The 20,277-nt window shown below is 31.4% G+C and carries 20 protein-coding genes and 1 pseudogene; all 21 read left to right on the plus strand.

Annotated elements, in window-relative coordinates:
- Positions 1 to 62 precede the first annotated feature (62 nt).
- The gene (locus N0M92_RS25305; protein ID WP_260288414.1) at positions 63 to 2,714 is read left to right on the plus strand and encodes a VirD4-like conjugal transfer protein, CD1115 family; all 2,652 of its coding nucleotides are present in this window, start codon (positions 63 to 65) and stop codon (positions 2,712 to 2,714) included.
- 40 nt (positions 2,715 to 2,754) lie between these two features.
- Positions 2,755 to 5,967 carry a pLS20_p028 family conjugation system transmembrane protein gene (locus N0M92_RS25310; protein ID WP_260288392.1) on the plus strand — a complete coding sequence of 1,071 codons (3,213 nt, stop codon included), beginning with the start codon at positions 2,755 to 2,757 and terminating at the stop codon, positions 5,965 to 5,967.
- 1 nt (position 5,968) lies between these two features.
- The gene (locus tag N0M92_RS25315) at positions 5,969 to 6,274 is read left to right on the plus strand and encodes a DUF5592 family protein (protein ID WP_260288393.1); all 306 of its coding nucleotides are present in this window, start codon (positions 5,969 to 5,971) and stop codon (positions 6,272 to 6,274) included.
- A gap of 6 nt (positions 6,275 to 6,280) precedes the next feature.
- Positions 6,281 to 6,910 carry a hypothetical protein gene (locus tag N0M92_RS25320; RefSeq protein ID WP_260288394.1) on the plus strand — a complete coding sequence of 210 codons (630 nt, stop codon included), beginning with the start codon at positions 6,281 to 6,283 and terminating at the stop codon, positions 6,908 to 6,910.
- Between the two features lie 31 nt (positions 6,911 to 6,941).
- Positions 6,942 to 7,181 carry a hypothetical protein gene (locus N0M92_RS25325; RefSeq protein ID WP_260288395.1) on the plus strand — a complete coding sequence of 80 codons (240 nt, stop codon included), beginning with the start codon at positions 6,942 to 6,944 and terminating at the stop codon, positions 7,179 to 7,181.
- Positions 7,182 to 7,247: 66 nt separating this feature from the next.
- Positions 7,248 to 9,113 (plus strand): VirB4 family type IV secretion system protein, encoded by a 1,866-nt coding sequence (locus N0M92_RS25330; RefSeq protein ID WP_311202602.1) that lies wholly within the window; start codon positions 7,248 to 7,250, stop codon positions 9,111 to 9,113.
- Positions 9,114 to 9,142: 29 nt separating this feature from the next.
- Positions 9,143 to 10,255, plus strand: a complete 1,113-nt coding sequence (locus N0M92_RS25335; protein WP_260288397.1) for a bifunctional lytic transglycosylase/C40 family peptidase — start codon at positions 9,143 to 9,145, stop codon at positions 10,253 to 10,255.
- Between the two features lie 30 nt (positions 10,256 to 10,285).
- Positions 10,286 to 10,936 carry a conjugal transfer protein gene (locus N0M92_RS25340; protein WP_260288398.1) on the plus strand — a complete coding sequence of 217 codons (651 nt, stop codon included), beginning with the start codon at positions 10,286 to 10,288 and terminating at the stop codon, positions 10,934 to 10,936.
- 23 nt (positions 10,937 to 10,959) lie between these two features.
- On the plus strand, positions 10,960 to 11,268 hold the full coding sequence (locus N0M92_RS25345) for a DUF5513 family protein (RefSeq protein ID WP_260288399.1): 309 nt from the start codon (positions 10,960 to 10,962) through the stop codon (positions 11,266 to 11,268).
- Positions 11,252 to 12,085, plus strand: a complete 834-nt coding sequence (locus N0M92_RS25350) for a coiled-coil domain-containing protein (RefSeq protein WP_260288400.1) — start codon at positions 11,252 to 11,254, stop codon at positions 12,083 to 12,085. Before N0M92_RS25345 ends, N0M92_RS25350 begins: the two co-directional genes overlap by 17 nt.
- A 213-nt stretch (positions 12,086 to 12,298) precedes the next feature.
- Positions 12,299 to 12,607 carry a hypothetical protein gene (locus N0M92_RS25355; RefSeq protein WP_260288401.1) on the plus strand — a complete coding sequence of 103 codons (309 nt, stop codon included), beginning with the start codon at positions 12,299 to 12,301 and terminating at the stop codon, positions 12,605 to 12,607.
- A gap of 27 nt (positions 12,608 to 12,634) precedes the next feature.
- The gene (locus N0M92_RS25360; protein WP_260288402.1) at positions 12,635 to 13,033 is read left to right on the plus strand and encodes a hypothetical protein; all 399 of its coding nucleotides are present in this window, start codon (positions 12,635 to 12,637) and stop codon (positions 13,031 to 13,033) included.
- A gap of 21 nt (positions 13,034 to 13,054) precedes the next feature.
- Positions 13,055 to 14,623, plus strand: a complete 1,569-nt coding sequence (mobP2, locus tag N0M92_RS25365; RefSeq protein WP_260288403.1) for a MobP2 family relaxase — start codon at positions 13,055 to 13,057, stop codon at positions 14,621 to 14,623.
- A 111-nt stretch (positions 14,624 to 14,734) separates the two neighbouring features.
- Positions 14,735 to 14,953, plus strand: a complete 219-nt coding sequence (locus N0M92_RS25370) for a DUF5511 family protein (RefSeq protein WP_214809949.1) — start codon at positions 14,735 to 14,737, stop codon at positions 14,951 to 14,953.
- Positions 14,946 to 17,075: an ImmA/IrrE family metallo-endopeptidase gene (locus N0M92_RS25375; RefSeq protein WP_260288404.1), complete on the plus strand. Its 2,130-nt coding sequence runs from the start codon at positions 14,946 to 14,948 to the stop codon at positions 17,073 to 17,075. The genes N0M92_RS25370 and N0M92_RS25375 overlap by 8 nt, the downstream gene beginning before the upstream one ends.
- Before the next feature lie 10 nt (positions 17,076 to 17,085).
- A complete protein-coding gene (locus N0M92_RS25380; RefSeq protein ID WP_260288405.1) occupies positions 17,086 to 17,316 on the plus strand; it encodes a hypothetical protein in 231 nt (76 codons plus the stop codon).
- A 191-nt stretch (positions 17,317 to 17,507) separates the two neighbouring features.
- A complete protein-coding gene (locus N0M92_RS25385) occupies positions 17,508 to 18,086 on the plus strand; it encodes a metal-dependent hydrolase (RefSeq protein WP_260288406.1) in 579 nt (192 codons plus the stop codon).
- A 15-nt stretch (positions 18,087 to 18,101) separates the two neighbouring features.
- Positions 18,102 to 19,070, plus strand: a complete 969-nt coding sequence (locus N0M92_RS25390) for a DUF3991 domain-containing protein (protein ID WP_260288407.1) — start codon at positions 18,102 to 18,104, stop codon at positions 19,068 to 19,070.
- Positions 19,071 to 19,177: 107 nt separating this feature from the next.
- Positions 19,178 to 19,414 carry a hypothetical protein gene (locus N0M92_RS25395; RefSeq protein ID WP_260288408.1) on the plus strand — a complete coding sequence of 79 codons (237 nt, stop codon included), beginning with the start codon at positions 19,178 to 19,180 and terminating at the stop codon, positions 19,412 to 19,414.
- Between the two features lie 15 nt (positions 19,415 to 19,429).
- Positions 19,430 to 19,918: pseudogene (cptIN, locus tag N0M92_RS25400) on the plus strand (type III toxin-antitoxin system CptIN family toxin); the annotation flags it as partial.
- 129 nt (positions 19,919 to 20,047) lie between these two features.
- A partial coding sequence (locus N0M92_RS25405) for a transposase (RefSeq protein ID WP_260288410.1) occupies positions 20,048 to 20,277 on the plus strand: 230 nt, incomplete at its 3' end.

Genomic DNA, 20,277 nt, shown 5'->3' on the forward strand with positions numbered 1-20,277 from the left:
TTTTATGGATATTAAGAAACTTTGTTTTATTTAGGTAAGGTGGTGTGAGTGGATTGTTAGGAATGTTAAAGAAAAGGAAGTATTTATCACATTCTTATAAATATGATATAGATGGTGAAGAACTTCCAGACAAAATGAATAAAATTAATAAAAAAGCGTTGTTGATCTCTATTGCTGCAACGCTTTTATTATTGTTATTTTTAAACTTTTTAATCGTGAGTTTAAAAAATATAGCCAGTAGTATAGCTAATATTCAAACTGAAACGCCTTCTTTAATCGAGATATTTAATACTGATTTGAGTAGTAGTATTCAATTAATTAATGTGGTGACATTATCATTAGATTATAAAATATACTTCCTGTTCTGTTCTATTGGTTTCCTTTTAAGTATTTTTGTTTACTCAAAGATTAATTATAAGAGTGAAGCAGAAATCGCATATGGTCAAAAAGGTGATTCAAGATTTACAACTACACAAGAAATTATGGAGCAATATAAAGAAATTCCTGAAAAAGAGAAGGAATTTGAAGGCGTGGGAGGTATACCAATATCTCATTATAAAGACAAATATTATGTTGATACGGATACAGTTAATACATGTATTCTTGGTGTCTCACGTTCTGGTAAAGGTGAAATTATTATAACAACTATGATTGATAATCTAAGTAGAGCAAAAATAAAGAGCAGCATGATTTTGAACGATCCGAAAGGTGAATTATACGCAGGGGCTAAAGATACTTTAGAAAAAAGGGGATATGATGTACAAGTATTGAATTTACAAGATCCATTACAATCCATGAGTTACAACCCATTGGAGTTAGTTAAAGAAGCATGGTTACAAGGGGATGAACAAGAAGCTGGTAAAAGGGCTAATTCTATTGCATTTACCTTGTACAATGATCCAAACGCAGGGGAGAACGCATGGGCATATCAAGGCGCTCAGAGTGCTGTAACAGCTATCATTTTAGCATTAGTCGAATATTGTGTAGAAAATAACTGTCCTGAAAGAATTACGATGTATAATGTTGCAGAAATGCTTAATGAATTAGGTACTCTATATTACAAAGAAAATGAAGATGACTTTGTAGAAAAAAATGCTTTGGATGAATTTTTTACAAATCTTCCACAGGGGCATGTAGCAAAAAAGAGATATGGATCCACTTCTTTTTCTGGTGAAAAAGCAAGGGGAACAATTTTATCTACAGCGAATCAGGGTTTGCAACCATTCGTGGATCCGTTATTTGCAAAAATGACTTCGAAAAATTCATTAGACTTAAAACAGATTGGTTTTCCAAAAAGCCTAATAGGGCAGTTAGATGAAACTTTTATGAATAAAAGAATAGATATATCTTTTCACAAGAATAATAAAGAAAAAACATTAATAGGAAAATATAGAATAAAAGTAAAATCACAAGGTATGTATAGTTTGAATTTTAATGAAGAATTAAGTGAAAATGACTTAATCCTAATTAAATATCAACCAGATAGTAAAGAAGATACAAACACCTTTAAACTGATTTTCAAATTAGATTTTGAAAAAGAGATAGATGAACAAGGTAAGCCTGTTTATCAAATAAAGGAAAATTGCGAACACCTTCCAGAATTTAAAAGAGAAGTTAAGATAAAAGAGATTGTGAATACTTTTCCAGATGTAAAGCAGGAACTTACCCTGAAGTATTCAAATAAACCAACTGCAGTATTTATGATTATTCCAGACTACGATTCTTCAAACCATACATTGGCATCAATTTTTACTAAACAGCTATATACAAACCTAGCTTCAACTTGTGGTGAAACAAAAGGCAAAAAGTGTTTCACAAGAGTTCAATTCATTATGGATGAATTCGGTAATATGCCACCTATTGATGATATGGATCAAGTAATGACTGTATGTTTAGGAAGAAATATTTTATTTAACTTGGTTGTACAGTCGTATTCCCAACTTAAAAGAAAATATGGGGAAGCAGCCGAAACAATAAAGGAAAACTGCCAGAACCATATTTATATAATGTCAACAAATGAGGAAACCATTGAGGAATTATCTAAAAAAGCAGGGCATCAAACACTTATTAATCAATCTTCTAATGAATCTCATTTAGAAGTAGATAATAAAATTACTAAAAGTGCTGACAAAGAAAGAATCATTTCCTTTGATCGTCTTTCCCAATTAATAGAAGGCGAAACACTTGTTATTAGATCATTACACAGGCAAGATAATAATCGAAAAAAAGTTAGGCCTTACCCGATATTTAATTCCAGGGAAACGAACATGCCTTATCGTTGGGAATTTTTATCTAATTGGTTAGATACAACTAAAGATTTGAATGATATTGATATTGAGTCAGAACATTTTAATCTAGAGTTATCGGATCTTAATGTTGATTTTTCTGATTTTATTATAGATAAGAAGGCGAGAAATAAGTATATTCAGATGAGTTTAATTGCTAAACAAAAGAAAAAGGCAAGAGAAAATAAAGAAGTAGAGGTAAATAAAAGGCCTGGAAAAGAAGAAATGGTAATTAGGCAGCTCGGTAATGAAATTATGAAAGTTCAATTCCCGACAGAACATCATCACAGTGTAAAAAGAATAATAGCTAGATTTATGAAACAAAAGGTATTACCTACAAATGATGAATTAATAGGGTTAACAAATGTAATAAGTGAACCAGAAATTGTTGCAAAAATAAGAGAATTAATGGAAGTCAGAGAGAATTAATAATTTATTAGTTCTCTTTTTTATTGGAAAGGAGCTAATAATGAAGTTTGGTAAAAGTAAGATAATTTGTGGTTTGATTATTATCATAACTACTTTTTTCTTGTTTCTATGGCTTAAGCCGATTGATGTAGGCGCTTGGTGGTGGGATGATGATACAAAATCGGCAGCAGAATTTTTAAGAAAACATTCTGATTGGCTACAATTTGGTTCATTTTTTCCTTTCATTATGCATGAAATCGGTTGGGTATTTGTAACGGGGTTATATATAATAACTTCGTTTCTAGAGGGATTACTTCCAGAGAGCTTAAGTTTATTGAAATTCTTGGATGATTCAGGAATGCAAGGAATTATAAAAGCAATTGTTAATGACCTTATAGTAGTACTTATGGTATTAACTATAGTCTTCCTGGGATTTAAAACAATGATAGCAAAAGAGCCGCCAAATTTAAAAAATGTTGGAGTAAATATTTTCATTTCTTCTTTTCTAATTGTGGGCTTACCAACCCTAATGGACACCATGCAAGATGTTTCTGTGAAATTTTTCAAAGCAACCCAAACAGATGTTAATGATACAAGTTCCAGTTTATCTTGGAATTTAATTAAAGAAAACACTGCAGATTTAGTGTATGTCGCTGATAATGGATTTGATCTTATATCTAATAATGCTGAAGGGAAGGTGAAGAATGGATTAAAGCCTGACATTTTTACCTCTATAAATATGTCAGAAGTGATCACACCTGATGCAATAGATGATCTATCTACAAAGAGTGAAGAATTAGATTATCTAAAATATACCTTGTCATCAGACGGACAAGGTAACTATACAGCAACAAAAATTAATGGTGGCTTTTTATCTTTCTTCTCAGATAATTTTAAAACTGGTTATTTTAGATACCCAGCTAATTTCACCCCTATGCTTGTAGGATTGTTAGCTTTAGCAGTTGCATATTTTTTTACTATTTTTATTTTCATTACTACCATTATAGAAATAGGTATAAAAAGAGTTGTCGGATTATTTGTTTTTGCTACTGATCTAGAGTCAGGGCAACGTACAAAAATGGTAGTTCAAGATATATTAAATGCTTTTTTATTAATTGCGTTTACAGGTCTGAGTTTTAGAATGTATACCATATTTTTAAGCTTCCTCGCTTCATCAGACGTAAATATGATTATATATATTATTGCTTTAATATCAGCTACTTTTGTTCTTATTAAGGGCTCTAATACAATTATGCGCTACTTTGGTATAGATGTTGGATTAAAAGAAGGTTTCGGACAAATGGCTGCTGCATTTGCTTTGGGTAAAGCAACAACTGGTGGCTTCAACAAATTAAAAAATGTTGGAAAGTCAAAGAATAACATTAACAATAGTGATTCGTTTGATAATAATCAAAATAAAGATATGTTAGATAATCAAGGAGATATTGATCGGATATCTATTAATGATAGCAATAAACAAAATGGGAAAATTAATAATGGAATTAATGGATTAGGAAAATCTTATGGTTATATGGCCGACAGAGGCCTTCGAGGAATGGCACAAGATGTTATTAAAGGTTCAGGAGAATTAATTTCTAATAACGTTAAAGATACCGGGAAATCAATATCTGATAATGTAAAGGGCATTAAAGAGAGTTGGAATGAAGGAATCCAAGAAGGTTCAAATATTGGCCAAAATAATAGAGATAAGTGGACGTCAGGTAATCAATCCCTTAATGAATTAGATAAAGACTCAAATCATTCGCTAGAGTCTCCAAATGATAATGACGGGTTAAACCATTCAGAAGAAGGAATAAAGGCTGGAGATGCTCTTAATGGGCGTTCTAATGTTGTTTCAAACGGAAACAATCCAACATTAAATGAATCAACAGGTGCAGGTGGTATTAAACAGGCTAATGAACAAATTTTAACTGATATTAAGTTAAGTGAAGGGATCTCAAATAGTAAGGACCAAGAAATATCCGGAAATCTAAAATTAGATCCCCATATAGATGGAAAGGGCCAAAATAATGTTCCATTAAGGCAAGAAATCGTGCAAGGCAATAATGAGGTTGCTGCAGGAGGCACAAGACCATTAAGGCAAAAAATCGAGCAAGGTAACAATGAGGTTGCTGCAGGAAGCACAAGTCCATTAAGGCAAGAGATAGAACAAGGCAATAATGAGGTTGCTGCAGGAAGCACAAGTCCATTAAGGCAAGAGATAGAACAAGGCAATAATGAGGTTGCTGCAGGAAGCACAAAACCATTAAGGCAAGAAATCGAGCAAGGTAACAATAATGTTGCTGCAGGAAGCACAACGCCTTTAAGACAAGAAGTTGAACAGGGGAATTTTAAGGCAGGACCAGGTGGCGCAGCATCATCTTTGAAGTTAGACGTTGATAGTAGATCTCTTGGAAATCCTATAGAAGCAAAACAATCTATAATTCAGCAAGTAGAAAAAGCTTCAATAGGTTCTAATGATGCAAAACAAAGAATTATTCAGGAAGCAGAAAAATCAACTATGGCCACACCTCAGCAGATGCAACAAAATGTTCAACAGGTACTGGCTTCTGCGAGGTTACCACAAGAAGCTCAACAAACTGTACAAAAGGTGTTCCAGGAGTTACAAAGTAATTCTTCACAATCAGTTGAAACGCTTAAATCAAAAGTAATTCAGGAGTTAGAAAGTACTTCATTAGGAGCAAAAGAACCTATTAAACAAATGATTCTTCAAGATGTACAAAAAGCCTTTTCTGCCACACCTGAACAAGTACAGCAAAATATTAAACAGGTGATACAAAATGTTAAAAGTTCAGGAGTTGCTACACCAAAACAAATACAACAGAATGTACAGCAAGTTTTTAAATCTGCTAATTTACCAAATGGCACACAAGATGTTGTACAAAAAATAATTCAAGAGTCAGGTCCTTCTGCAGCTCCAGAAGCATTAAAATCAAAAGTGATTCAAGAAATTGAAAAAGCTTCATTTGAAAATAATCAATTAAAGCAAACAGTTATCCAGGATATACAAAAAGCATTTTCACCAACACCAGAACAATTAGAACAGAATATTAATCAAGTGTTCACGAAGACAGGAGCAAATGAAACTTCACAAGGAAACCTGGTTAATAACGTTTCTGCAGAAGAAAAATCCGGTTATTTTGGTTCGTTATTTGGTGAAAAAGTAAATAATGTTGGAAATACAAATAAGGTTAGAAAATCGTCTAGATTTGATTTTATAAAAAATGTGGTTGATTTAAAAGGAGAATGTTGAAGTGTATAAAAATCCTAAAAATACTAAACAGGAGATTAAACTTTTTGCCTTTTATTTATTAGATATTGGTATAGTGGCAGCCATGCTTTTTATTGCGACATATGTAATGAAAGTTGTTCATTTGAGTGGTGGTATGACAATTTTTTATTATATTTTATCGGCAGCATTCGGAATTTTCTTATGTGCTAAAACACCTAACCATCCTATCGATAGGAATTTAAGTATATTAATGTATTTAATGAGGATGGATCATAATAAATATCACGCAATTGATATTAAAGACATTAATATTGTTAAGAAAGGATGAAAAAGTTTGAAAGTAGCCGAAAATAAGAATGCAAAACGTCAAGGAACTGGTTTCCTTGACGTTTTATTTTCTTCCTTCCAACCAAATGATTTACCGATAATTGACATTATGCCATATAAAAGTATTACAAAAGAAGGATATCTATTAGATAAACAAAATGAATATCAAGCGTTTTTAAAGGTTAAAACTGCTGATCTAATTTCCATGAATAATTCAGATTTAAATAAAATGATTCAACAATTAACAAGTTTATGCAGGGTATATATAGAGCCTTTAAAAATTGTAGCCATGACATACTCAACAGAAACCACACAGCAACAAGCTTACTGGAAAGGTAGGATAAAAGAATACCGCAAGAGACTACTGTTAAAAGGTTTATCAGAAGTGGAACATAATAGGCATGAAGTAATGCTTAAATTAGCTTTAGATAACCTTAGGAGAGTGACTTGGGTAGAAGAATCCCTATCAGAGTTAACTTTCTTTATCGTTTGCTACGGAAAGAATAAGAAAGAAATAGAAACGAATGTGAGAGATGTACTTCGTTTAGGCGGAAAACAATTCGATTTACAAAAAGTAGATAGAAATAATATAGAGAATGTTTTATTTCGATTAAACAATATGAATACAGAATTATAGAATTTCAATGAAAGAATGGAGGTTTTTTAATTTGCAATTAGCTAATCAACGATTATATAAACAGCCGAATATCGAAAATATTTGCGCTTTAGGGAAACAGGAAGATTATATGTTTCAAGCTCTAGCTTATATGGGAAACGCTTCTTTTCAGATGGCCTGGGCTAATACTGTTATATCTAATGACAACAAAGTTTCTGAAGAACTTAAGTTGGAAATGAAGCAGATTAATAAAAATATTCAAGATATACAAAAAAAATTACGTGATTTATAAGTGGAGGTTAGGAACTTGAAATTAAAAGAAAAAAGTCGCATTAAATTAAAAGAACAAGGATATGACATGAATTTTATCTCTAAGATTCAGCCTAAAGGTGGTATAAGTTTCGGGGAAAGGTATATTAATACAGGCGATTCTTATGTAGGTTGCTTACATGTTTACACCTATGCTGAAGAAGTTAGCGCTTTATGGCTTGTTAATCTAATGAATATACAAAATACTATTGCAACCTTAGATATTGCAACAGCAAATAAAGCAGAAGTTATTAAGGATATTAACCGGTCCATAGGTGAATTAAGAGATCGTACAGAGACAGAAAGGCGGTCTACCGATAAAGATGATGCTAATTATGAATTGAATAATTTAAGAGGTTTTGCACACAGCATTACGCAGGGGGGAGAAGTCGTAAAGCTGACACATTGCAGAATCTTTTTTTATGACTTTTCACTTGAAGAATTAGAAAAAAGAATGGGGGACACCAAAAGAGAATTAAACGGTATGAATATTAAGACAACAATTTTCCTATTCCAGACAAAGCAAGAATGGATGTCGTTATTTACAAGTTATGACCATCAAACTAAATTGAATCATACACGACAAGGGGTATTGCTTCCTAGTTCTTCAATAGGTGGCGGTATCCCTTTTCATCATCAAGCATTAAAAGATCCGAGAGGTATTTATTTTGGACAGACATCAACAGGTGGAGCTTTTATGTTAGATCCTTTTTATTCTACAAATACAAGGCGTTCATTCAATGGTTTCGTATTAGGAAAAATGGGTTTTGGGAAATCCACGTTCATGAAACAGTTAGAAGAAGGACTTGTTGCAAAAAATGCTTTTATTAGAGGATTTGATAAGGCGAGGGATTATTATGACTTGATAAAATCGCAAAACGGAAAAATCATTGACCTCTCTGGTGGCGGTGGAATGATAAATCCCTTAGAAATAGTTGCTACTAAAACCGATGTAAACGGTGAAAATGTAGATGAATTTGGTTCTTTTATGCAACATTTATCAAAATTAGCTAATATGGTGAGATTTCTAAATCCACAAATAACTGATATCGAATTAACAGAGTTTAAAGGGCTGCTAAGACAATTTTATATCTACAAAGGTATTCTTACTAAAAACTATATTGAAAAGCCTGATGCTGTAAAAGTAACAGGATTTAAACCAGAATACTATCCAACACTAAGTGAATTTAGTCAATATCTCCGTTCAATAAAATATAAGAATCCGACTCCACAACGTGTTAGAACGTTAGAGGTTCTTCAGATAATGATTGATGAAATGGTAGGCCAATATGCTCCATTGTTTGACGGGCATTCCACTATTGAAAATGTTGAAAATGAACAAATTGTATTTTTCGATATAGATGGAATTTCTCAATTAGATAAAGAAGTATTTAATTGTCAGTTGTTTACTGCTCTTACTCTTATATGGAATCACGCATTAAAAAATGGTCGTAAAATGAAACGGTTGTTAGAAGAAGGTAAAGTCACTTATGAAGAACTAAGATACTTCATGGTTTTATTGGATGAGTGCCATAACATCATTAATTCAAATAACCTTTTTGCAGTTGAATATGTAGTTTCTTTTGAACGAGAAATGCGTAAGTTTAGCGCAGGCGTATTTTTTGCAACTCAATCCCCAAATGAAATATTGCCTGAAAATGCAAGTGATAAGAGTGTAGCCATAATAAAAACGGTATTTGAATTAACACAGTATAAAGTTTTCTTTTACCTGGATAATTCCGTTATGGGCCGAATGAAAGAAGTTTTAGGCGATTCATTAACTGATACAGAATATCAGATGTTAACCAATTTAAAAGTTGGTCAAGCGATTGTACAAACTTCTTCAAGTGACTCATATACAGTTACATTTGATCCAGAGAATGATCAATTAGCCAGATTTAAAGGTGGTCAATAATAACCAAGTATTTAAAAGGAGAAATTAGATTGGAGAATGATAGTTCATTAAGGACGATAGGTAAGACGATTAAATTTATTAAAGCTATAAAATTATTAATCTCAATTTTTTTTAATTTAAAGATTTTACTAATAGCTCTTTCCTTATTTTTTATTATTATTATGGCCATTGGATTATTTGGGGGGGCTTCCTATGATCGAGGTTCTTTAGATGGAGTCAGTATGTTAAATCTATCAGAGACTACATTAAGATGGTTAGATGATGTACAAAGAGAAGCAGAAAGACAAGAAGTACCTGAATTGGTGCCATATATAATGGCTATAATTGAAGTGGAATCGAGGGGTGAAGGGAAAGATATCATGCAATCTAGTGAAAGTGCTGGGTTAGGACCCAATGGTTTCACAGACCCCATAGATAGTATTAAACAAGGAGTAAAGTATCTAAAAAATGTTAAAGTATTAGCTGATTCTTTGGGAGTTACTGATAATTTGGCTATTGTTCAAAGTTATAATTTTGGTAGTAATTACGTAAGTTATCTTGCTTCTGAAAATAAAACACATTCGATTGATCTTGCTGAAGATTATTCAAGAACGGTTGTTGCACCGAGTTTAGGAAACCATAGTGGTACAACGTATTCATATGTCAATGCGGTTTCACAAGCATATGGTAAAACGTATTTGTATAGAAATGGCGGCAATTTTTATTACACCGATTTAGTTAAACAATATGTAGGTGCTGGAAGTGTTGATGTACCTATCGGAAGCGACGTTTATCAAACGATTATGAGTGAAACATTAAAATATCAAGGGTGGTCTTATGCATGGGGTGGCTCCACTCCAAACACTGGATTTGATTGTTCAGGATTGATGCAATGGGCGTATAAGAAGGCCGGTATTTCCCTTCCTAGAGTTGCTGCTGATCAGTGGAAAGCAACAATAGAAATACCAAAGGAAGAAGCACAACCAGGTGATTTAATATTTTTTAAAGGAACATATGGAGGACCCAATCATATAAGTCATGTTGGCATTTATGTTGACCAAACAAGAATGTACGACTCAAACGGATCTGGTATTGGTTATCATTATTGGACAAGCTCGTACTGGATGTCGCACTTCGATAGTATTCGGAGAGTAGTTAATTAATAATAAAAATAGAAAGTGAGGATTAAAAAAATGAATATTTCAAAACAAAAAAAATTTCCTAAAGGACTATTCATTATAGTTCTTTTTTTAATTGGATCACTTATCCTTAACGCCATTCTATTTAAAAACATTCTTTCCCAAGATGGTAATGTAGAAACACAAATAAGTAATGAGTTAAAAGAAAAAGATTCAAAAATCTCTAAACTTGAAGATACGATAAAAAATTTAACAATTGATATAAAGAATAGCGATCCTGGAGTTAAAGAAAAAATATCAAATACAGAATTAGAAAGTCAAATGGCCAATAAAGATGTGGCAAGGAAGTTTATTACAGCCTATTTAAATTATGATTCCAACCAATTAAAAGAACGTAGAGAAAAAATAAAACCAATAACCACAGACAACCTATTGGATAAAGTGGCCCCGGAAATGGATGAATCTGATTCAGAAAATCAATTAAGCTCCGACCTTACCTTCACTTCTAAAATTACCGATCTGAATTTATATATTGAAGATACTAATAAAGAAGAAAAGAGTAGCGAAATACTAGCAGACATTACATATGAAGCAAAAAGTACAGAGGGAAAAACTAAAGTAAGAAGTTTTGTTTATATGGAAATGCAAACGGAAGATGATGGAACTATTAAAGTTAAAAATTATGTCTATTATCCAGTTAATTGATATAGAAGGGGTGGAAATACAAATTGATTACCATTATCGATGATTTAATTCCTAAACATGATTATTCAGAAGAGGGTTGTTATTTAATTTTTTATCATAATGTTAAACCCACTTTAACAAGAAAAATTAAAGCTGAATGGTTCGATTTGAATTATGGAGAAAAGGTTGTTTGGTTACTTATTAGAGAAACAAAAAAAGATGAAGACGGAAAAACTAAATATAGAAACGTTAAATATCAAAATATAGATTTAAGTGTGAAAATCGTAAAAAAAGCAGGGAATCAGAATGCCTATAAGAAAGGCCAGGTAGAGTTTAATGAAAAAAAACAGTAGTAAAAAAATGAGTTTAAGGACATTATACACTTCCACTTTTGGTGCTTTTATTCTTGGGTTTTGTATTATTTTTATCTCTCCAATGTTATCAGGAGGAACGTATAAATTTGAAGAAGCACAAAAAAATGAGTATAAGACTTTGAGTAATAGCTTACAAATTGCATTAGTAAAAAAAGAATATAATAGCGAAAAACAATTTATGAGAATGGATTTCTCAGTAAAAAATTCCACAAATGAAACATCTATTTGGGATATTAAATATGAAATTAATAGTAAGTACATTAAGGACGATAAGAAGCCATTAAAAACAGAAGTAACACAAATAAATGATCATTACTTTGTAGTTGTTATAAAGGATATACCTAAAGGATTCTCTGTACTCTCAACTACAATCGTCCCGAAATATGTTCATCCAGAACTACAACAATATGACGATTTGGAGGAACGAAGTGTAAAAATCTATATCAATGAATCCAAAAAAATTGTAAATAATCAACTTAAAAATGGGAATGAAAGAGATTTTAAAATTGAATATATAACCTTTCAACAAAAGGATTTAAAAGATGAAATTACCTTTAATAAAAAGGAAATTGAATCGAATAAATTGGCAATAAATGAAATAGAAAAAGAAATAGCAGAATTGGAATTAGATATGCAATATCAAACCGATGAAGAAAAATTTGAAACGAAAAATAATATTAATAGTTATAAAACAACCATTCAAACACATCAAAATGATATAGATACCTTCGTCCAAAAAGTCGAAGGATTAAATAAAAAAATTAAATTGTTAGAAGAAAAAAGAGCTTCTTTATAAAAAAACGACTATATCTATACAGATATTATGCTATATCACAAGTATATCTACGCTATATCTTTACTATATCTCTTATCAAGAAAATGACACTTACTTGAAAAGCTCTGAAACTCAACAGGCACAGCCTGTTTGCCCCCCTTTTTATAAGGGGCGGCACCGAGTTTCCTTATGCTCTTTTCTAAAGAACAGGTCTTGAAAGAATGGAGTGGAAAAATGGATATCAAAGTTACTAATGTGGACATTCTATACATAAAAGAAATTGATCGAAAAGCAGACGGTCTATCTAGAAAATTAGGGAGAAAATTTAGCAGGAATGAATATATAAAAATGTTAATTCAGAATGACTGTGAATTAAGATTAACAAAATTAAAGGAAGATAAGTTTGACCAGGCGGTTGATAGTTTATCTCATACATTAGATCGTCAAACTGATAAGCTACAAGAGTTTATTAATAGTAATAATCGCTTATTTCACCTTTTGGCAAGTGGAATAGATATTGAGGACCAAGTAGAAGAATTATAAATAATTGTTGATTAAGGAGTAGTTCGTATGAATGAAAAATATATAGGGAAGTTTATTCGTTTTACGCAAACAAATATTGATATTATGGATGATCTTATAAAAACCAAACCAGGGATTAAAAATTATGCAGATGCAGTTAGATACGCCATTTTATCTTTAGAAGATGAGTCAATTTCTGACAATAATAAAGAAATTCAAAGGAAAATCAATTCTATGTCAAAGAGTATAGATATGTTAACGGAAATGGTTGCTGGTGGATTCCATGCGAAAGAGGTTAAAGCCATTGGCAAAGCTGTAGATACCTATATCTATGCCGATGCTAAAAAGAATGTAGAAGGTAATATACAATGTTCTGCAACGGTAAAATCAAGTTCGAATACACCAAACAAAACGCCAAACAAAACATTCTCTCGTAACTTTCTTTGAGATTATTAGGAGGGAAATGCAATGGGTAAGCCAGGCATAATATTAACATCGCAATTTACAACGCCGAATGCTAAAAGTTTTTCTAATTATGTTAAATACATGACGAGAAAAGAAACGTTAAATGAAAGAGTTTCTTCATTAACAAATGAAGAAACAAGGGAATTAGAAAGGATTAATCAAGCTGTTAAAAACTACGATATGAAGAAAGGGGTTTCCTATCTTTCAGAGGATGATGAAAAACAATTATCAGAGAGGCAAGAGGAAGCAACAACAATAATTAAATCAAAAGATATGTTCAATGATGATACAGATTATATTAAATATATTTCATATATGAGTAGACAATATGCTTTAGAAAAGAAAAAAGATTTAACGGATACAGAAAAGAAAGAATTAGAGGTAGTTAAAAAAAGAGCAGCCCGTTATGATACATCAAATGAGCATCCTTATATAAATAGTCACTCTGTAAAGGATGGTGTATTCTCCATAAACAAAGAACAAATGGATGCAAAGGATATAGGCAAAGTTAATGAAATAATCAAAAATGCACAAAACAATGGTTCTGTCTTTTATCAAGATGTTATTAGTTTTGATACGGAATTCTTAATAAAAGAAAAGATATATGATCCAGTAACAAATACGTTGGAAGAAAAAAGAATTAGACATGCCAGTCATAAGATGATGGATAAAATGTTTGAAGATGAAGACATACAATCCGGTTACTGGTTCGCTTCCATTCACAGAAATACCGATCATATTCATATTCATTATGGAACTGTGGAAACAAAAAATACTCGGCCGTTAATTTCTGTAGAGGAAGAAGGGGTACAATATTTAGCTCCAAAAGGGAAGAGAAAGCAAAAGACCATTGATAATATGAAAAGTGTTTTTGCTAATGCTCTTGTTGATCGTACCGTTGAACTTTCAAGAATATCTTTTTTAAGGAATACACTTGTCCAAGATATTAAAGATACATATCAACAAAAAGATAATTTAATGCAAAAAACATTATTAGAAAATTTATATGAAGAATTACCTTCAAATAAAAAATATTGGCAATATGGAAGTAAATATATTTCGGAAAATACAAGAGATAAAATAGATAAAATTACTGATTCACTTATGAAAGATAATCCACATTACAAAGAGTATTTTGAACGAACGGAAGAAGAAAGCAATTATAGAAAAGATATATTTGGTGATTCGGAACGCTCCGAAAAAGAATATGCAATAAATAAAAAGAAGGATATTCAAAAAAGACTGGGAAATTCGTTATTAAAAGAGTTGAAAAGACATAGTGAATCCCTTAATCAAAATCGGTCCACCTATAAGGAAATAAATGAACCTCCAATGAATAAAGTTCGTATTGAACTTAAGGAAGATATTCATAAAATAAACGAATCTCCAAAAACTGAAGTTCAAAGTAAAGGTCATCTTAGTAAAAAGAATCATAAGCCTATTATGAGTTATAAAGATATTAACCGGTTGAAAAGTGCCATTAATGATGACTTTGATAAGTATAGAGCTGAAAAAGATTTCGATCAAATGCAACAAAGAATTGCCTGGGAACAGCAAAAAAATAGATTATAAATAACTATATAAGATATATTATGAATTCAAGATAAATCAATTAAGGGGGTGATAATCATGATTGAAAGACCGATATAAAAAGGATGATGAAACTAAAAAGGAGGATAAAATATGGAAATGCAATCACAAGGAGATTTATTTATGATCGAGGAAATTGATGCGGAAAATAATGTATTAGTTTTAGCGAATTACATTTTTAATAAAAGAAATGAAGTTTCAGTAACTGATGAGCAAATTAAATATTATGCTGAAGTCTTTGACGAAGCTGTTATAAATAATCTATTTCTTTTTGTAGAATATGACGAAAAGAGAGGTGTTATCGTTGGCTAATCCTAAATATAGTCGTAAAACGAGTGAACAAAGAAAACAAGAAATTAAAGATCTTTCAGAGAAAGTCTTTGTGGAGATTGAAAAGTATAGTACTTCTCCCGAAAGTCTTTTAGAATATGCTGACTTTTTATCAAGATTTCATTCTTATTCTTTAAATAATATGTCATTGATTCAGAACCAATTTCAAGGAGCTATTGCAGTAGCAAGTTTCAAAGACTGGAAGGATAAAGGATATTCAGTTAATAAAGGGGAAAAAGGAATTGATATTTTAAGTTATGCTCCGGTTACTTTATTTAAAGATGCTAATGGAGAAAGAAAGCAAATAAAATTTGCAACAAAAGAAGAAAAGCAATTAATAAAAGAAGGAAAGATTCCTACAACAAGGGTAAATAACTATAATAAAGGCCATGTTTTTGATATATCTCAAACTAATGCTCCGATTGAAGATTTACCCAAAATATTTCCTAATAGACAATATAATTTTGAAATTGATGACGGCAATAATGCAGCGCAGTTATTAAAAGGAATAGAAGCTGTTGCGAAAGGATTAGACATTGAAATAAGAGATATGAAAATGTCTGAAATGGGTCAAACAGAGTTAGGAGCAGCAAAAGGAGCATTCATTCAAGATACTTTAGATACAACTAATAAAGAGATCTTATTAAACAGTAGAAATACACCTACACAAAACTTAGCTACAGCCATTCATGAATTGGCACACGCCAAAATGCACTACATAGGTAGCGAAATAAGGAATTCAAGCGATACATATACATTAGAGTTTCAAGCTGAATTAACGTCCTATATTGTTTGTAAGCACTATGGTATGGATACATCGGAAAAAGCTATTCCTTATATCGCTAGGTGGACTAATAATGGTCAAAAATTAGAAAATAAACAAAAGGCTATGGAAGGTGTCCATAGAACAGCAGCCGAATTTATTGAAGTAATGGATACGGTTATTTCGCATGAAAAAGAACAAGAACTAACAGCAGAGCAAGAACCGGAAACGTATCATGATAAACTATTTTTGATCCAAACTAATAATGGGTTAACCTCTGAAAAGTTAGATCTAGAAAATACGGAATTTTGGAGGAAGTTAGAATATAGTAACCCTGAAGACTTTAACAAATACTTAACTTATCGTTCACTTTATCAATATGAAGAAGCACATGGTGAAGTGAAATTTGATGAACCTAAAATGTATTTACATGGTGTGTCAGATGATTTCAGGTCATTTGGCGAAGTGAATAGTCAAGATATTGAACCATATAAATATGCTGAGGTTATATATACAGTAGCTATTCCAGAAGACGGGGAAATTAAATCATTCAGTGGTAAATATGACATTAAAGAATATGTTCACCCTTTACATCACATTAAGGATAATGAGTTAGCAGACAAAGAAACGATCGTAAAACTCGAAGAAAATTGGCATAATCACCTTGCTGTAGAAGAAAGTAAACATTTTGATCAATGGCGTAATCAACACTTGAAATTTGGTGATTTCCAACTAATAGAAAAGGAAGATCCAGTATTCCCTATTGATCAGGATGAAGTACTTCACTGTGACCTTTCTGGCAAAGCAATTGCACAAGACGAAGGATATTTTCATTTTAGAAGTGGGATGATTTTATCAGAGGATGCTCATAAATTGGTTTTTACAGATAAAGATTGGAATGAACTATATGCAGATGATGAAGAAATTTATAGGACCACCTGTTTTTACGATGTAGATCTAAGTGAAATGACCAGTAAAGAACCAGAACCAATCGTAGATAATAAAAACATATATTATTACTATAATGGCCAATCGCAGCCTGTAAAGTTGGGTACAGTTTCAGACATTGTAACTGCAGCTCAAGCACAGGAAGCGAATGGTCATTTTTCATATAATCAGGAATTCATTAAAGATTTCACTTTTGCTAAAAGTGAAAATAAAACAGATTTTAATGAACGAATGCAAAAACATGGCGTATTAAAAAATCCTGGTATTAAGGACTTTGAAAAAGTAAACGAAAGATTAGGTTTAGATAATAAACAAAATTTATCCAACTTACAATTAAGTACTGATATTAGTAAAAAAGCACAAATGGCCTTAAGTCATCAGATGGAGAGGTGATTTTACCAAAATGGAAGATTCATTTGGAGAGGAAAATATTGATAAAGTTAAATTTTTTCAAGTAACGGAAAAAGAAGTGGTAGTTGCTGGCGATATTCATGAAGCAGAAACTTATTTTATGAGTTTATTCAATATGAATAGAGATGAGGCATTTTATTACTTTCAAAGCAAAGAGTTATCATTTAATCATGTTTTATTATATAGTGGCCGATCAAAAGTTACTTTAGGTGAAATAGCTTAAAGTCATTGGGAAGGACCACCACTTCTTATTTTATTGGAACAATAAATTAACAAAAACAAAAAAATTAAACAAGAAAGATAATGAGAGCCTTTTTACATGGTTCCTTTTTATTTTGAAAAGGATCAAATAAATAACGTTTAGGTCACAGATTAAGTTCTTGTGGCCTTTTTTTGATTCAAAAGGAGGAAAAAATGCAGTATAGAACACACTTTGCAACATCATTAGTTGCGACATTACCAATAATGGCAGCTACAGATACATTGACCATAGGAAGTGTTTTAGCAGTGGCCCTTGGAGCTGTATTTCCAGATATAGATGAACCTCATTCGTGGATAGGCTGCAGAACAAGAGGAATTTCAGATGTATTAAATAAGGTTTTTGGTCATAGAGGTATAACGCATTCTTTGGCGGGAATTTTAATCGTTTTTTTAACAATAGTCTTAATGGTAGGGTTAACAAATTTTAAGGCTATTATAGGTCTTTATTTCATTCTGGGATATATATTACACATTGTTGAGGACAGTTTCAGTAAATCAGGGGTTAAATGGTTAACTCCTTTATCAGACCAAAGCTTTCAATCTGGAATGGGTGTTGTTTGGTATCGAACTGGAAGTATGGTGGAAAATTTTATCTTTCTCGGAAGTATATCAATTTTGATACTAGAAATAAAAACATTAGATTTTAGTATCGTTTCCTTTACAGGTTTTAATCTAACCGGAGATTTAGGAAATTTAATAAATCAAGCTAAATTACTTATAGGTTTGAAGTAAATAGGAGGGGACTTTATGTATACAAAAGAAGATATAAAAAAAGCTGAAGCAATAGATATTATTGATTTTTGTGCTCAAAATAGCATTGATGTACAAAGCGATAATGAAAGATATTACCGATTGGTAGAGCATGATAGCTGTGTTATAGACAGAAGAAAGAATGTTTTTTACTGGAATAGTAAAGGAAAAGGTGGAAATGTCATCAATTTTGTTCAAGAAGTTGAAGAAACAAACTTTATGGGAGCTATGAATAGGTTGCTTGATGAAAACCACGATTATCAAAAAAATGAAAATGTAGAGTTTGTAGTTGTTCTTTATGAATATTCGCCTGAAAAAGAAGTTGAGAAATTCGATAAAGCTAGAGATTACTTAATAAATGAAAGGAAAATTGATGCAGAACTAGTAGATAATTTACATGATAAAGGGTTAATTAAACAAGACAAATATAATAACGTACTTTTTCTTTGGAAAGATTACGAAAATATAATGGGTTGCAGCGAACAAGGTACCATTAAATCCGAAAAATTCAAAAGAGGAACCTGGAAGTCCGTACAAAAAAATTCCACTGCTAATTATGGATTCAATGTAAAAAATGGAGAACCCAAACACTTAAAATTTTTTGAATCATCTATTGATCTACTTAGTCATGCTACCTTAAATAAAAAAGAACTAAAGGATACCTGGTTAATCAGTATGGAAGGTTTAAAGCATAATACTGTTTATAATTATGTATTAAAAGCAAAAGAGCAATTAAAGAACACACCAGAGAGTGTTTCGCTTTGTGTAGATAATGATAAGGCAGGAACAGCCTTTGTCGATAAGTTAAGTTTGTTAGAAGTTAAAAGAAAGGATGGTACTTCGTATTTGATGAAACAAGAATTGCCGACAAAAGGTAAGGATTGGAACGAACAATTAAAATTGACAGTTAAAAATCGAGAAGAATCAAAAAAGAGAATATATAAACAAAAGCAATTAGAACGTTAATTTTATTGACATTTTTTGAGTTGAAATATATAATATTAGGTATATTAAATACGGTAAGTTTGTCGCTGTTCCTTAAGCGACTAATAAAAAAGGAGTCGTTTTTCCTAATGACGACTAAGAAGAAGGAATCGCAAACCCCGCCTGCGATTAATAAAATCGGGGCTTGTAAAGTATATTTAGTTATAAAAGAAGCTAGAGAATTTTTAAAATTCTCTAGCTTCTTTTTTTTTGTTCTAGGAAATATGGTGAAAAAAATGAATCCAAATAAACATTATATATACACAATTAAAGATGAATACTTTGAAGATTTTCCAGATCAAAATTTGAAAAATAATAAAGGCTAATCTCAGCCGAATTATTTTGTGTTTGAAGATGATAATAAAGAAATTCTATGGTTTATACCCTTATCTTCAAGGATAGAGAAGTTCGAAAGAATAATTGACAATAGAGAATCAAAAGGTGGACCATGTGATATTGCTCATATATGTAATGTTGGTTCTAGAAAACAAGCTTTCGTTATACAAGATATGTTCCCTGCAACAAAAGATTATATTCAAAAAGAATATGCTGTTAATAGAAATCCTTATAGATTGATAAATGAAAGGGATATTCAAAATATCGAAAATAAAGCTTCAAGAATAAAGAATTTAATAGATTGTGGTATAAAGTTCATGCCAACCCAACCTAATGTAAAGGAAATAGAAAACCGACTTTTAGAAAAGTTGAATAAAGATAAAATAAACGAAAAAAAGCTAACAAATGAAGACGTCAGCAAAGAAAATACAGGAGAAAATAAGGAAATGAGACGAAAAGAATTTTTAAGAAGGCATATGAGTAGAGAAAGATAAAATATATATCATCCCTTCCTCTTAATGTTTTTTAAGGGAGAAGAAACTTATTAATAGTGGAGTTAGTATAGTTTCATGGACACATTTTAGTTAAGTCCTTACAATGATTTTTGAGAGGATGTGTCCGTCTTGGAACGTAAGAATACAGGTAAAAAATATAATAATGAATTTAAGAAGACTATTGTAGATCTTTATCACTCGGGTAATTCGGTCAAAGACTTAAGCGGCGAAAATGGCGTATCAGAAGTTACTATTTATAAATGGGTTAAAGAATTTACTCCTATCGGTTTAGGAGAAGAGTCCATGACCCCAAAGGAATTAGCCGCCATACAGAAGGAAAACCTTCGGTTAAAGCAGGA

The organism is Peribacillus aracenensis, from assembly GCF_025175645.1.
Classification (GTDB): Bacteria; Bacillota; Bacilli; order Bacillales; family DSM-1321; genus Peribacillus; species Peribacillus aracenensis.